Consider the following 12,654-nt stretch of genomic DNA (forward strand, 5'->3'; position numbering starts at 1 on the left):
CGATTGAAGAGCGGGTGAGACAATAGCCACGGCAACGCCGCAGCAACAAGGGTTGCTCTAACGCACCAACAAGCCAAATAGTACGGCTTACCTATATATCTGCACTTTTTCCTCGCCCCTCCCCCACCCGCTCGGCGCACAGCTGAAGAAACTCGGAGGGGCGCGAGGCTCAAGATATTCATTAAGTAACTGCAATATCTAGCTATCTTTCCTCAATTCTTATTTACCGGAGAATTGTATCTGCTGCCAATTACTCTGCTCATCTTTCCGAATAACCCTATCATAAGACTATCCCCTTGAGGGTAATATGAAATGGGCATCCGATAGTGCATGCATCCTTGACGCATTTCGAGGGTATCTCTCGTTTTGTTGAATTCAGAGTAGTAAGTGGTATAATGATTCCAAACTACAAAGTCTGGTTGTGGCCTCTTGCTGTATTCGCCAATTATGATTGTCGAATCATTGGGCGCTTTATCTCGACGCCACTCGCCCTTGATTCGTTGCCTAATATTCGCTGGGTTCTTATGTCCGCATCCAATCAACAACGCGGTTGTAATGCAGTAGATTGAATTGATATTTTTCATCTCGACAGCTATAGCATAAAAGCAAAATTCCCAAGCTAAGGTCAGAAACCTCAACTTGGGAATTAAAACTTTATTGCGAAAATCGAAGCTTACCAGCTCGACTTGGTCACACCGGGAATTTTCCCGGCCAGAGCCATTTCGCGGAAACGCACGCGGCTGATGCCAAACTTGCGCATGTAGCCGCGGGGGCGGCCGTCAATCATGTCGCGGTTGTGCAGGCGCACGGGCGAAGCGTTTTTGGGCAGCTTGTCGAGACCTTCGTAGTCGCCGGCAGCTTTCAGAGCCTTGCGCTTCTCAGCGTAGCGGGCCACGGTGGCAATGCGCTTGCGCTCCCGTGCTTTGATGGATTCTTTAGCCATGAGTTCGGAAGATTAAGCGTCTTTTTTAGCGTTGGCGAAAGGCATACCGAACGCTTTCAGCAGCTCGTAGCTCTGCTCGTCGTTCTCGGCGGTGGTCACGAACGTGATGTCCATGCCCGAGATGCCTTTGATTTTATCAATCGAGATTTCGGGGAAGATGATTTGCTCCTTCACGCCGAGCGTGTAGTTGCCACGACCATCGAACCCTTTGTCGTTGATGCCTTTGAAGTCACGTACGCGGGGCAGGGCCACCGTCAAGAGACGGTCCATGAACTCGTACATTTTCTCGCCACGCAGCGTCACTTTCGCACCGATGGGCATGCCTTCACGGAGCTTAAAGTTCGACACCGATTTCTTGGCGATGGTGGCAATGGCTTTCTGGCCGGTGATAACCGTCAGTTCTTCCACGCCGTTGTCAACCAATTTCTTATCGGCTACCGCCGCGCCAATGCCGCGGTTGATGCAGATTTTGGTGATACGGGGTACCTGCATGATGCTCTTGAACTGGAATTTCTCCTGGAGCGCGGGTACGACGTCTTTTTTATAAATGTCTTTGAGACGGGCCATGATGGTGGGGGCTGCTTAAGCCGTTTTGGCAGAGGTACGCTTGGCTTTGGCCGGAGCAGCAGCCGGAGCTGCGGCCGCGGCGGCACCTTTACGTACCCGCTCACCGGTGGTGGGGTTGATAGCCTGCACGTTGCTCACGTGCATGGGCGCCTCCATCTTGGTGATGCCGCCCTGGGGCGATTTGGCGCTCGGCTTGTTGTGTTTCGTCACCAGGTTCAGGCCCTCAACGGTTACGCGCTGAGTCACCCGGTTCACCGACTTGATAACGCCGGTTTTACCCTTTTCGTCGCCAGCAATCACCTTCACGGTATCGCCCGACTTTACGTGCAGCTGCACGGGGTCTGCTTTTCTGATAGCCATGGCTTAGAGTACTTCGGGGGCTAGGGATACGATTTTCATGAACTGACGCTCACGCAGCTCGCGGGCCACTGGGCCGAAGATGCGCGTGCCGCGGGGCTCGTCGTTGTTGTTGAGCAACACGGCGGCGTTGTCGTCGAAGCGGATGTACGACCCGTCTTTGCGGCGCACTTCCTTCTTCACACGTACCACGACGGCCTTGCTCACGGTGCCTTTCTTGGCGTTGCCCGAAGGGATAGCCGACTTGATGGCTACCACAATCTTGTCGCCAACGCTGGCGTATTTCTTGCCCGTGCCACCCAAAACGCGGATGCAGAGGACTTCCTTGGCGCCGCTATTGTCGGCCACCGTCAGGCGGGATTCTTGCTGTATCATCGGTTCAGATTATTTAGCGCGTTCAACAATTTCAACCAAGCGCCACCGCTTGGTCTTGCTCAGCGGACGGGTGCTCATGATGCGCACCGTGTCGCCTTCGCCGCACTCGTTTTTCTCGTCGTGGGCGTGGAATTTCGTGGTTTTGGTCACGAACTTGCCGTACTTGGGGTGCTTTTGTTTCTGCACCACAGCCACGGTGATGGACTTGTCCATCTTCGAGCTCGTTACCGTGCCGGTGATTTCCTTGCGCATGTTGCGCGAGTCTTCAGCTACGGCTTGGTCTTGGGTTGTTACGTCGGTTGCCATCGGAATTAAGCGGGGTTAGAGGCCTGCTCGTTGTTCCGACGAGTCTGCTCGGTGAGCAAGCGGGCGACGTTTTTACGGTTGGCCTTGAGGCGGGCGGGGTTTTCCAGGGGCGAAATCGCGTGGGCGAAACGCAGCTGCTGGCCCTGAGCCTGCTCGGTTTTGATTTGCTCTTTCAGCGCTTCTGCGGAAAGGCCTTTGAGGTCGGTCTTGTTCTTCATGACTTAAGCAGCGTCCGTATAGTCGCGGCGAACCACGAATGAAGTTTTTACGGGGAGCTTCTGAGCCGCCAGACGCAGCGATTCTTTAGCTACTTCCAGCGAAACCCCGTCCGACTCGAACATGATTTGGCCGGGCTTCACGCAGGCCACCCAATACTCGGGCGAGCCTTTGCCTTTACCCATGCGCACCTCAGCGGGCTTCTTGGTAATCGGCTTGTCGGGGAAAATGCGAATCCATACTTGCCCTTCGCGTTTCATGGCGCGGGTCATGGCAATACGAGCAGCCTCAATTTGGCGAGCCGTAATCCAAGACACTTCCAGCGACTTGATAGCGAACGAACCGAAGTCTATGGAGCTGCCGCGGTAGGCGAGGCCTGTTACGCGACCCTTTTGCATCTTGCGATACTTGGTCCTTTTCGGTTGTAACATTTGATTTTAATAAAAGAGAGTGTTCTGTAAGAGAGAGGGGCGAATAGCCGAACATTTCGCTTCGTTCACCGGAAAGCGGCAAACGAAGCGAAATGACTTGGCTTTGTTCTAGCGACGCGGGCCGCGAGCGGCACCGCCGGCAGCGCCACCGCCTTGGGCGGGGCCGTTGCGACGGGGACCGGCGTTGTCGCCAGCGCCACGGGGGGCGCGGTCGCCACCGCCAGCGTTGCCACGACCGGCACCACCGTCACGACGCGGGCCACGGTCGCCTTCGCGACGCTCGCCGCGGGGGCCACGGTCGTCACGACGACCACCGCCACCTTCGCCACCACCGGGGTTGGTGAGCTGCTGGTTCGGCGAGAGGTCGGGCTTGCCGAACACCTCACCGCGCATTACCCACACCTTGATGCCGATTTTACCATACACGGTCTGAGCTTCCGACAAAGCGTAGTCGATATCGGCGCGCAGCGTGTGCAGCGGCGTACGACCTTCTTTGTACTGCTCCGAACGGGCAATCTCTGCACCGCCGAGACGGCCACCGCACTGAATCTTGATGCCTTCGGCACCAACACGCATGGCAGCTTGAATCGACATTTTCATGGCGCGACGGAAGGAGATACGAGCGGCCAGCTGCTGGGCGATGCTCTCGCCTACCAGCTTGGCATCCAACTCCGGACGCTTAATTTCGAAGATGTTGATTTGAACGTCTTTGCTGGTGATTTGCTTCAGCTCGTCCTTAATCTTGTCCACTTCCTGGCCGCCTTTGCCAATCACCACACCCGGACGGGCCGTGTTGATGGTGATGGTGATGCGCTTCAGGGTGCGCTCAATCACAATGCGGCTGATGCCGCCTTTCTGAATGCGCGCGTTGATGTACTTGCGGATTTTCTCGTCCTCCACCAATTTCTCGGCGAAGTCCTTGCCGCCGTACCAGTTGGAGTCCCAGCCTTTGATAACTCCCAAGCGGAAGCCAACCGGATTTACTTTCTGTCCCATACTAAATTAGGATTTGGCGTCGGCCTTAGGGTTTTCGGTAGTGGCGGCTGCTTTAGCGCCTTTGCTGCCGAGCTTCTCCACTTTCGTGTCGATTTTCAGCGTCACGTGGTTGCTGCGCTTGCGGATGCGGTGACCACGGCCCTGAGGGGCGGGGCGCAGGCGCTTCAGCTGGCGTCCTTCGTCCACGAAGATTTCGCTGATGTAGAGGTTTGCATCCTCAATCCGCTCTTCTTCGTTGTGCTGCTGCCAGTTGGCCAAGGCCGAAAGGAGCAGTTTCTCAATCTTCTCGGCGCCGATGTTGGCTTCGAAGCGCAACAGGCCGAGGGCCTGGGTCACTTTCTTGCCGCGCACGAGGTCGGCCACCAGTCGCATCTTACGAGGCGAGGTCGGCACATTGCGGAGTTTTGCTACTGCTTCCATCTTAGCGCTTGCCTTTATCTTTTTTGGCGACGTGACCACGGAAGTTACGCGTCGGGGCAAATTCGCCCAACTTGTGCCCTACCATGTTCTCGGTCACATACACCGGGATGAACTTATTGCCGTTGTGAACAGCGAACGTGTGGCCAACGAAATCCGGGGAAATCATCGAGCGGCGCGACCAGGTCTTCACCACCGATTTCTTACCAGCCGTTTCGAGTGCCATGACTTTCTTTTCCAGCCGGAAGTCAATGTACGGCCCTTTTTTGAGTGAACGTGCCATATATTACTTCTTGCCTTTGCGGCTCACAATCAGGTTCTCCGAATACTTGTTCTTGTTACGGGTCTTCTGGCCCTTAGCCAAAATGCCGTTGCGGCTCCGCGGGTGACCACCCGACGATTTGCCTTCGCCACCACCCATGGGGTGGTCAACAGGGTTCATCACCACACCACGAACGCGGGGACGACGACCAGCCCACCGGTTCCGCCCAGCTTTACCCATCACGGTGTTCATGTGGTCGCCGTTCGATACGGTACCAACGGTGGCCATGCAGGTAACGAGCACCATGCGCATCTCGCCGGAAGGCAATTTCAGCGTGGCATACTTCTCTTCGCGGGCTACGATTTGGGCGTAGGTACCGGCCGAGCGAGCCATTGCGGCGCCCTGACCGGGCTGCAATTCGATGTTATGGAGGATGGTACCGAGGGGAATCTCGCGCAGCGGCAACGTATTGCCTACTTCGGGAGCGACGCCAGGACCCGACACAATCTTCGCGCCTACCGTCATGCCGGCGGGAGCGATGATGTAACGCTTCTCACCATCGGCATAGTTTACCAAGGCGATGCGCGCAGTGCGGTTGGGGTCGTACTCGATGGACTTCACGACGGCCGGAACACCGGCTTTGTCGCGCTTGAAGTCCACGATGCGGTACTGGGTTTTATGACCACCGCCGATGTAGCGGTTAGACATTTTACCGGAAGAGTTCCGGCCACCCGATTTGGAGAGGGAAGTCATCAAAGACTTCTCCGGGGTCGACGTCGTAATCTCGTCGAACGCCGGCGCAACGCGGAAGCGCTGCCCTGGGGTTGTTGGTCTGAGTTTTTTAAGTGCCATTACTAGCTAGTTGTGCTTTTGCGGCGAAAAATTTGAGGCGAAGCTTGGTCGGCCTAGAGGTTGCCGTAGAAGTCGATTACATCGCCTTCTTTCACGGTCACAATGGCTTTCTTGCCGTGGGCGCGACGACCGGAAACCTGGCCGCCTTTGGTGCCTTTCGACTTCATTTTGCCAATGGTGCGCATCGTGTTGATGTTGGTAATCGTCACGCCGTACAGCGTTTCGATGTCCTTCTTGATTTGCACTTTGTTGGCGGTGCGCTCCACTTCGAAAGTGTAGCGACCTTTCTCGTTGAGGCCGGTGGCCTTTTCGGTAACGATGGGGCGTTTCAGCGTGCTCATTATTCGGCGGTGCTATAGAGTTCAACCAATGAAGCCATGCCGTCTTCCGAAATCAGGAGCGTGTCCGTGTTCAGCAGGTCGTGGGTGTTGAGGCCGATGGGCGTCGACACTTTCACTTTCTGCAGGTTGCGGGCGCTGAGGATGACGTTCTTGTTCACCTCGCCGGTTACAAGCATGGTCTTTTTGCCGTTGGTCAGCTTGAGGCCGTCCAGGATGGCAACGAAGTCCTTGGTGCGGGGAGCCGACATGGCAATGTTCTCCACAACGGAGATTTTGCCATCCTTCGCCAGGCTCGACAGAGCCGACAAACGAGCTACGCGCTTGGTCTTCTTGTTCAGCTTGAAGCTGTAGTCGCGGGGTTGCGGACCGAACATCCGGCCACCACCAACGAACACACCCGACTTCATGCTGCCGGCGCGGGCGCCGCCCGTACCTTTTTGTTTCTTCAGTTTCTTCGTGGTGCCGTGCACCTCGTTGCGCTGCTTGGACTTGTGCGTACCCTGGCGCTGGTTGGCCAGGTACTGCTTCACGTCCAGGTACATCACGTGCTCGTTTACTTCGAGACCGAAGATGGCGTCAGACAGGGTCACTTTGCGGCCGGTGTCTTCGCCTTTGAGGTTATATACTGCGAGTTCCATCGTACTAGTCTATTTCTCGATTACCACGTAAGAATTCTTCGCGCCGGGAATCGAGCCGCTCACCAGAATCAGGTTCTTGTCGCCTACTACGCGCATCACCTTCAGGTTCTGCACTTTCACGCGGTCGTTGCCCATGCGGCCACCCATGCGCATTCCTTTGAATACGCGCGAAGGCCAGGAGCACGCACCGATAGAACCGGGGTGACGCAGGCGGTTGTGCTGGCCGTGGGTCTGGCCACCAACACCCTGGAAGTTGTAACGCTTTACAACGCCCTGGAAACCCTTGCCTTTAGAAGTGCCTACAACGTCAACAAACTCGCCTTCCTCGAAGAGGGTAGCGTCGATGGTTGCGCCAGCGGCGTAGGTCGATTCGGCGTCGAGGCGGAATTCAACCAATTTTTTCTTGGGGGTCGTACCGGCTTTTTTGAAGTGACCAACCAAAGCTTTGGTGGTGTTCTTCTCTTTTTTCTCGCCGTACCCAATTTGAATGGCGGTGTAACCGTCATTCGCGATAGTCTTAACCTGCGTCACTACGCACGGACCCGCTTCGATGAGCGTGCAGGGAATGTTTTTCCCGTCCGGAGTGAAGAGGCTTGTCATACCGATTTTTTTACCGATGATGCCAGGCATTCTGTTAATGATTAAATGACACAAAAAGAAAACGACCGAGTGCCGTTTTCGCTAAGGGAGTGCAAAGATAGGAAAAAAGGCTCGGGAATCACAACCGAGTGTAGAAATATTTTCTCAGTGAGGCTGTTAGCTCCGGAAAAGGCGGCCTCTCCTACCCTTCTGGCTTCGGGGCGCTAAGCGGGGCGCCAGGTCGGGTCGGGGTCATCGCTGGGTAGCGAGCCCTGTAGCGCGAGCAGCAGGAAGAACACCACGAAGGCGAGGCCAATCTGTGTTTCCAGCGTGTATTCGACCAAAAACGACAAGGCAATGCTCACGTACTGGGCCAATAGCAATGGTGCACATTTGCGTCGGGCCCACCACGCAGGGTAGAACATTGCCCAGCAAAAGACTAATAACCCTACAATACCGTAAGCGGCCAAATTATATAGGTACTGATTGTGCGGCAGAATGTAGTATTCACTGGTCATCTCGGGATAAGTCTCGGCGTAGCGAATGGCCATTTCGCTCTCCAAATCCGGCTTGCCTACGCCGAATAGCTTGTTGTCTTCCCAAACGCTCAGCGCGGCTTTGTAGGAATAGAGGCGACCGGATATAGAGAATTTCTTGCCTTCGTCGCTGGTCTTCTGACGAGCTACGGTCACGTCAGTCTTCGTATTCGATATCTTATTCCGAAAAGTAGGGAAAGCCACGTAGCTGAAGACCGGCAATAAGAACAGAGCAGCTGCTAATATTCCAGCCCGCTTCCACTGTTGCTTGCGGAGCACTAGCCACAGCACTGCTAGACCGGCCAGTGCGTAAAAAGTCATTTCGCCGCTACGTACGGCCAGTAAGTGCAGGAATAGGACCAGCCCTATTATAATCCCTATCATCCAGGGCCGCCACGCTAACCTCACCGCCTTATGCTCCAGCAATGTCACCCCAGCTGCGATGGCAAGTGTAATCAACAAGCTGAAGCGGATGTGGTCGGGCTCGGTCGGCATCACTTTCGAGCGGTAATAGCTCTCGTTGATTTCAGCCGCGTGCAACGCATAGTTGATGGTGGCGCCCACTGCGGCCAGGGCGGTCACTGCAATCAGCAGCAACCATAGCCAGCGTAAGTATCGTCCCGGAAGTGGTGGCAGAAGCCAGAATGCCAGCGGTAGCATCAGGAAAGGCAGCTGCATTCCCAGGTCGAACCGGTATTCGTCCATGTTGGCTGGCTCGGTGTGAATACCCGCCGCTAGGTGCAACGCATATACCAAGGCGATACTTCCGAACACTGGCCAGAGCTTCAGATTGGCAATGCGCTTATGCACCAAGGCGTAAACCACCCCGGTCACGGCCAATCCTCCCATAGCAATTCCCAGCGCTACCCGCAGCCAATTGGCCAGGAAAATGCTGATGATAATGCATACACAGAAGAAGAAGGCAGAACGGTGTAATCGCTCAAGAGAAAAGACAGCAAGCATGAATAATCAGTAGTGGCCGCGCAAGTTCCAAAGAAAAAGCCCCACCGCAACGAATTGCGGTGGGGCTTTAACTCAATTAGGACTGAAATCGGTGCCTCAGACTTTGATTTCTACGTCAACGCCGCTGGGCAATTCCAGCTTCATCAGGGCATCAACGGTCTTCGACGAGGTCGAAAAGATGTCCACGAGACGCTTGTAGGTGCAAAGCTGGAACTGCTCCCGGCTCTTCTTGTTCACGTGGGGCGAGCGCAGCACGGTGAACTTCTCCTTTTGGGTCGGCAAAGGAATCGGGCCGCTAACGATGGCACCGGTGGCCTTCACAGCTTTCACGATTTTCTCGGCCGATTTGTCTACGAGGTTGTGGTCGTAGCTTTTCAGCTTAATGCGAATTTTCTGGTTCATTGTGATTGGTGGAAGCCGATTGCCTCCGTTTTGAAAAGCTTTGATTGTTTAGTTGTTCGTTGCTGGTTGTCAGTTGTTAGTCTTAAGCGCGAGCTTTTTCTAACAACTGACAACTAAAAACTAGCAACTATTTACCTCCTTTGGTTTTGGCAACGATGGCATCGGCCAGGTTCGTCGGCACTTGCTCGTAGTGCGAGAACGTGAGCGAAGCCGAAGCACGACCCGACGAAATCGTACGGAGCGCGGTTACGTAACCGAACAGCTCCGACAGCGGAACATCGGCCTTGATAACCTGGGCACCGGCTTTGGTGTCCATGCCTTTCATCAGACCACGACGACGGTTCAAGTCACCGGTTACGGGACCCGTGTACTCGTCGGGGCAAACTACTTCAACGGCCATGATGGGCTCCAGCAACTTCGGACCAGCCTTCTTGGCTGCCTCACGGAAGCCGTCACGGGCGGCGAGTTCGAACGACAGGGCGTCCGAGTCAACGTCGTGGAACGAACCGTGGTACAGACGCACTTTCATGGTTTCGAGCGGGAAGCCGGCCAGCGGGCCACGCTTCATGGCTTCTTCGAAACCTTTCTGGATGGGCTGGATGAATTCGCGGGGAATAACACCGCCTACGATGGCGTTATCGAACTCCAGACCGGGTTTTTCGGGCTCCAGCTCTTTCGGGCCGAGTTCGAAAACGATGTCGCCGAATTTACCGCGGCCACCAGTCTGCTTCTTGTACGTCTCGCGGTGGTCAACCACCTTGGTGAGAATCTCCTTGTAGGCCACCTGCGGGGCACCCTGGTTGATTTCCACTTTGAACTCCCGACGCATGCGGTCGATGATGATTTCAAGGTGAAGCTCGCCCATGCCGCGGAGGATGGTCTGGCCGGTTTCCTCGTCCGTGTTCACACGCAGCGTGGGGTCTTCCTCGATGAGCTTGGCGATGGCCATGCCCATTTTGTCGACGTCAGCCTGCGTTTTTGGCTCGATGGCGTAACCAATTACCGGCTCGGGGAAGCTCATCGACTCCAGAACCATCGGGTTCTTCTCGTCGGTCAGCGTATCACCGGTTTTGATGTCTTTGAAACCAACACCTGCAGCAATGTCACCGGCCTGAATCTTGTCGATGGGGTTCTGCTTGTTGGAGTGCATCTGCATGAGGCGCGAGATACGCTCCTTCTTGCCGGTGCGGTTGTTCAGCACGTACGAACCCGAGTCCAGCACGCCGCTGTAGCAGCGGAAGAAGCACAGACGGCCTACGAACGGGTCGGTAGCAATTTTGAACGCCAGGGCGGTGAAGGGCTCCGAGTTGTCGGGGTGACGCTCCATCTCCTCACCGCTATCGGGGTTGGTACCGATGATGGCGGGCATGTCGAGGGGCGACGGCAGGTAAGCCATAACGGCATCCAGCATCGTTTGTACACCCTTGTTCTTGAAGGCCGAACCGCAGAGCACGGGCGAGAACTTCATGTCGATAACCGCTTGGCGGATAACGACCATCATTTCCTCTTTCGTGATGGAATCGGGGTTGTCGAAGAATTTCTCCAGCAACGCGTCATCATACTCGGCTACGCTCTCAATGAGCTTCTGACGCCACTCAGCTACCGTCTCAACGAGGTCCTCGGGAACGGGGATTTCGTCGTACGATTTGCCTTCGGTTTTGTCGTCCCACACGATGGCTTTGCCAGTCAGCAGGTCAACTACGCCTTTGAAGGTTTCTTCGGCACCAATCGGAATCTGCAGGGGAATGGGGTTTGCGCCCAGTTTCTCCTTGATTTCATTTACGGCTTTGAAGAAGTCAGCGCCGGCCCGGTCCATCTTGTTGACGAAGCAGATGCGGGGCACTTTGTATTTGTCCGCCTGACGCCATACGGTTTCCGACTGCGGCTCCACGCCCGAAACGGCGCAGAACAGGGCCACGGCACCGTCGAGCACGCGCAGCGAACGTTCTACTTCTACCGTGAAGTCAACGTGGCCGGGGGTGTCAATCAGGTTGATTTTGTACTGCTTGGTATCAGCGGTGGGGTCACCTTTGATATCGGTGGGGTAGTTCCAGAACGTGGTGGTGGCAGCCGAAGTAATCGTGATGCCGCGCTCCTGCTCCTGCTCCATCCAGTCCATCGTGGCGGCACCGTCGTGCACTTCCCCGATTTTGTGGGTTTTACCCGTGTAATACAGAATACGCTCCGACGTCGTGGTCTTACCGGCGTCGATGTGCGCCATAATCCCGATGTTGCGGAGGTAGTAAAGTTCTTTGTTAACGGCCATGATGTTGGTTAAGGCTTAAAATTTGGGGTCTCAGGTCTTGGGTCGTTTAACAGAACAGTCCGTCAAATAAATCCAAGTCCCTAAGACCCCAAACCCAAATTTCCAGTTTAGAAACGGAAGTGCGAGAAGGCCTTGTTGGCCTCAGCCATGCGGTGGGTGTCGTCTTTCTTCTTAACGGCAGCACCTTCGCCTTTGGCGGCAGCGATGATTTCGCCAGCCAGCTTGTCCTTCATGGTCTTCTCACCACGACGACGGGCGTACTGAATCATCCACTTGGCACCCACCGAAATGCGGCGGTCGGCGCGCACTTCAATCGGAACCTGGAAGGTGGCACCACCTACGCGGCGGCTTTTCACTTCCACGGTGGGCATCACGTTGTTCAACGCTTTGCGCCACATTTCGAGGCCGCTCTCCTTGGTGCGCTGCTCCACGAGGTCGCAGGCGTCATAGAAGATGGTGTACGCCAGGTTTTTCTTGCCGTCGTACATCATGTAGTTCACGAAACGGGTTACCAGCGTCTCCTTGTACTTAGGGTCCGGCAGCAAGATGCGCTTCTTCGGTTTTGACTTTCTCATGATAGTAGTAAGTATGTAGTAGTAAGTATTGAGTAGCAAGCAGCAGGACTAGCCTGCTACTCAATACTTACTACTCGCTACTAATTCTATTTATTTCTTTTTAGCAGGTGCGCCTTTGCCACCCTTGCCAGCTGCTGCTGCGGGTTGACCCGGCTTCGGACGCTTGGCACCGTACTTCGAGCGGCGCTGCGTGCGGCCGCTTACACCGGCGGTGTCCAGGGCGCCACGGATGATGTGGTAGCGAACACCTGGCAAGTCTTTAACCCGGCCGCCACGAATCAGCACGATGCTGTGTTCCTGGAGGTTGTGGCCTTCACCGGGGATGTATGCGTTTACTTCCTTACCGTTGGTAAGGCGCACACGGGCCACTTTGCGCATAGCCGAGTTCGGCTTCTTAGGCGTGGTGGTGTACACACGGGTGCACACGCCCCGACGCTGCGGGCACGAATCAAGGGCGGGCGACTTCGACTTGGTAGTCAAAGCCTCACGGCCTTTCCGTACGAGTTGGTTAATGGTTGGCATTTAGAGAATGGTTGGTTTGGAGCCGTTTGCCCCTAAAATTTGGCTTGCAAAGGTAAGTTTATTTCGCCGCAATAGCAAACAGCGTGAGGATGTTAATTTTCAGGACACCC

19 protein-coding genes are annotated in these 12,654 nt (G+C 55.4%); all 19 read right to left on the reverse strand.

The features are described from left to right. Positions 1-673: 673 nt before the first annotated feature. The gene (gene rpsN / locus Q5H92_RS01455) at positions 674-943 is read right to left on the reverse strand and encodes a 30S ribosomal protein S14 (protein WP_035567891.1); all 270 of its coding nucleotides are present in this window, start codon (positions 941-943) and stop codon (positions 674-676) included. Between the two features lie 12 nt (positions 944-955). Then, the gene (rplE, locus tag Q5H92_RS01460; protein ID WP_201985298.1) at positions 956-1,510 is read right to left on the reverse strand and encodes a 50S ribosomal protein L5; all 555 of its coding nucleotides are present in this window, start codon (positions 1,508-1,510) and stop codon (positions 956-958) included. A gap of 15 nt (positions 1,511-1,525) precedes the next feature. Then, positions 1,526-1,870, reverse strand: a complete 345-nt coding sequence (rplX, locus tag Q5H92_RS01465) for a 50S ribosomal protein L24 (RefSeq protein WP_305009689.1) — start codon at positions 1,868-1,870, stop codon at positions 1,526-1,528. A gap of 3 nt (positions 1,871-1,873) precedes the next feature. After that, positions 1,874-2,242, reverse strand: coding sequence for a 50S ribosomal protein L14 (gene rplN / locus Q5H92_RS01470; RefSeq protein WP_035567895.1), 369 nt, complete (start codon positions 2,240-2,242; stop codon positions 1,874-1,876). Between the two features lie 9 nt (positions 2,243-2,251). Then, positions 2,252-2,548, reverse strand: coding sequence for a 30S ribosomal protein S17 (gene rpsQ, locus Q5H92_RS01475; protein ID WP_196286022.1), 297 nt, complete (start codon positions 2,546-2,548; stop codon positions 2,252-2,254). A 5-nt stretch (positions 2,549-2,553) separates the two neighbouring features. Continuing rightward, positions 2,554-2,766, reverse strand: coding sequence for a 50S ribosomal protein L29 (rpmC, locus tag Q5H92_RS01480; protein WP_196291010.1), 213 nt, complete (start codon positions 2,764-2,766; stop codon positions 2,554-2,556). A 3-nt stretch (positions 2,767-2,769) separates the two neighbouring features. Then, positions 2,770-3,195: a 50S ribosomal protein L16 gene (gene rplP / locus Q5H92_RS01485; RefSeq protein WP_046246580.1), complete on the reverse strand. Its 426-nt coding sequence runs from the start codon at positions 3,193-3,195 to the stop codon at positions 2,770-2,772. 108 nt (positions 3,196-3,303) lie between these two features. Continuing rightward, positions 3,304-4,191 (reverse strand): 30S ribosomal protein S3, encoded by an 888-nt coding sequence (rpsC, locus tag Q5H92_RS01490; RefSeq protein WP_196291009.1) that lies wholly within the window; start codon positions 4,189-4,191, stop codon positions 3,304-3,306. A 6-nt stretch (positions 4,192-4,197) separates the two neighbouring features. Continuing rightward, positions 4,198-4,611 carry a 50S ribosomal protein L22 gene (rplV, locus tag Q5H92_RS01495; protein ID WP_305009690.1) on the reverse strand — a complete coding sequence of 138 codons (414 nt, stop codon included), beginning with the start codon at positions 4,609-4,611 and terminating at the stop codon, positions 4,198-4,200. A 1-nt stretch (position 4,612) separates the two neighbouring features. Further along, the gene (rpsS, locus tag Q5H92_RS01500) at positions 4,613-4,891 is read right to left on the reverse strand and encodes a 30S ribosomal protein S19 (protein ID WP_035567903.1); all 279 of its coding nucleotides are present in this window, start codon (positions 4,889-4,891) and stop codon (positions 4,613-4,615) included. Between the two features lie 3 nt (positions 4,892-4,894). Next, positions 4,895-5,722 carry a 50S ribosomal protein L2 gene (gene rplB / locus Q5H92_RS01505; protein WP_196291007.1) on the reverse strand — a complete coding sequence of 276 codons (828 nt, stop codon included), beginning with the start codon at positions 5,720-5,722 and terminating at the stop codon, positions 4,895-4,897. A gap of 53 nt (positions 5,723-5,775) precedes the next feature. Continuing rightward, positions 5,776-6,063, reverse strand: a complete 288-nt coding sequence (gene rplW / locus Q5H92_RS01510) for a 50S ribosomal protein L23 (protein ID WP_305009691.1) — start codon at positions 6,061-6,063, stop codon at positions 5,776-5,778. Beyond that, positions 6,063-6,701 (reverse strand): 50S ribosomal protein L4, encoded by a 639-nt coding sequence (gene rplD, locus Q5H92_RS01515; RefSeq protein WP_245115527.1) that lies wholly within the window; start codon positions 6,699-6,701, stop codon positions 6,063-6,065. The genes rplW and rplD overlap by 1 nt, the downstream gene beginning before the upstream one ends. Positions 6,702-6,710: 9 nt before the next feature. Beyond that, positions 6,711-7,331 carry a 50S ribosomal protein L3 gene (rplC, locus tag Q5H92_RS01520; protein ID WP_196291005.1) on the reverse strand — a complete coding sequence of 207 codons (621 nt, stop codon included), beginning with the start codon at positions 7,329-7,331 and terminating at the stop codon, positions 6,711-6,713. Between the two features lie 173 nt (positions 7,332-7,504). Beyond that, on the reverse strand, positions 7,505-8,779 hold the full coding sequence (locus Q5H92_RS01525) for an O-antigen ligase family protein (RefSeq protein ID WP_305009692.1): 1,275 nt from the start codon (positions 8,777-8,779) through the stop codon (positions 7,505-7,507). 96 nt (positions 8,780-8,875) lie between these two features. Next, entirely contained in the window at positions 8,876-9,181 is a 306-nt protein-coding gene (gene rpsJ, locus Q5H92_RS01530; protein ID WP_035567915.1) for a 30S ribosomal protein S10, read from the reverse strand. Between the two features lie 127 nt (positions 9,182-9,308). After that, entirely contained in the window at positions 9,309-11,447 is a 2,139-nt protein-coding gene (fusA, locus tag Q5H92_RS01535; RefSeq protein ID WP_305009693.1) for an elongation factor G, read from the reverse strand. A gap of 107 nt (positions 11,448-11,554) precedes the next feature. Further along, complete coding sequence (gene rpsG, locus Q5H92_RS01540) at positions 11,555-12,022, reverse strand: 30S ribosomal protein S7 (RefSeq protein ID WP_035567919.1); 468 nt, start codon at positions 12,020-12,022, stop codon at positions 11,555-11,557. Positions 12,023-12,112: 90 nt separating this feature from the next. Beyond that, positions 12,113-12,544, reverse strand: a complete 432-nt coding sequence (rpsL, locus tag Q5H92_RS01545; protein WP_068191715.1) for a 30S ribosomal protein S12 — start codon at positions 12,542-12,544, stop codon at positions 12,113-12,115. Positions 12,545-12,654 lie beyond the last annotated feature (110 nt).

The sequence above is a fragment of the Hymenobacter mellowenesis genome (assembly GCF_030581005.1).
Lineage (GTDB): Bacteria > Bacteroidota > Bacteroidia > Cytophagales > Hymenobacteraceae > Hymenobacter > Hymenobacter mellowenesis.

What these genes read in the sequence shown, in the direction of transcription:
- rpsN (WP_035567891.1), bottom strand. Translation starts at nt 943, where the DNA reads ATGGCTAAAGAATCCATCAAAGCACGGGAGCGCAAGCGCATTGCCACC.
- rplE (WP_201985298.1), bottom strand. Translation starts at nt 1,510, where the DNA reads ATGGCCCGTCTCAAAGACATTTATAAAAAAGACGTCGTACCCGCGCTC.
- rplX (WP_305009689.1), bottom strand. Translation starts at nt 1,870, where the DNA reads ATGGCTATCAGAAAAGCAGACCCCGTGCAGCTGCACGTAAAGTCGGGC.
- rplN (WP_035567895.1), bottom strand. Translation starts at nt 2,242, where the DNA reads ATGATACAGCAAGAATCCCGCCTGACGGTGGCCGACAATAGCGGCGCC.
- rpsQ (WP_196286022.1), bottom strand. Translation starts at nt 2,548, where the DNA reads ATGGCAACCGACGTAACAACCCAAGACCAAGCCGTAGCTGAAGACTCG.
- rpmC (WP_196291010.1), bottom strand. Translation starts at nt 2,766, where the DNA reads ATGAAGAACAAGACCGACCTCAAAGGCCTTTCCGCAGAAGCGCTGAAA.
- rplP (WP_046246580.1), bottom strand. Translation starts at nt 3,195, where the DNA reads ATGTTACAACCGAAAAGGACCAAGTATCGCAAGATGCAAAAGGGTCGC.
- rpsC (WP_196291009.1), bottom strand. Translation starts at nt 4,191, where the DNA reads ATGGGACAGAAAGTAAATCCGGTTGGCTTCCGCTTGGGAGTTATCAAA.
- rplV (WP_305009690.1), bottom strand. Translation starts at nt 4,611, where the DNA reads ATGGAAGCAGTAGCAAAACTCCGCAATGTGCCGACCTCGCCTCGTAAG.
- rpsS (WP_035567903.1), bottom strand. Translation starts at nt 4,891, where the DNA reads ATGGCACGTTCACTCAAAAAAGGGCCGTACATTGACTTCCGGCTGGAA.
- rplB (WP_196291007.1), bottom strand. Translation starts at nt 5,722, where the DNA reads ATGGCACTTAAAAAACTCAGACCAACAACCCCAGGGCAGCGCTTCCGC.
- rplW (WP_305009691.1), bottom strand. Translation starts at nt 6,063, where the DNA reads ATGAGCACGCTGAAACGCCCCATCGTTACCGAAAAGGCCACCGGCCTC.
- rplD (WP_245115527.1), bottom strand. Translation starts at nt 6,701, where the DNA reads ATGGAACTCGCAGTATATAACCTCAAAGGCGAAGACACCGGCCGCAAA.
- rplC (WP_196291005.1), bottom strand. Translation starts at nt 7,331, where the DNA reads ATGCCTGGCATCATCGGTAAAAAAATCGGTATGACAAGCCTCTTCACT.
- Q5H92_RS01525 (WP_305009692.1), bottom strand. Translation starts at nt 8,779, where the DNA reads ATGCTTGCTGTCTTTTCTCTTGAGCGATTACACCGTTCTGCCTTCTTC.
- rpsJ (WP_035567915.1), bottom strand. Translation starts at nt 9,181, where the DNA reads ATGAACCAGAAAATTCGCATTAAGCTGAAAAGCTACGACCACAACCTC.
- fusA (WP_305009693.1), bottom strand. Translation starts at nt 11,447, where the DNA reads ATGGCCGTTAACAAAGAACTTTACTACCTCCGCAACATCGGGATTATG.
- rpsG (WP_035567919.1), bottom strand. Translation starts at nt 12,022, where the DNA reads ATGAGAAAGTCAAAACCGAAGAAGCGCATCTTGCTGCCGGACCCTAAG.
- rpsL (WP_068191715.1), bottom strand. Translation starts at nt 12,544, where the DNA reads ATGCCAACCATTAACCAACTCGTACGGAAAGGCCGTGAGGCTTTGACT.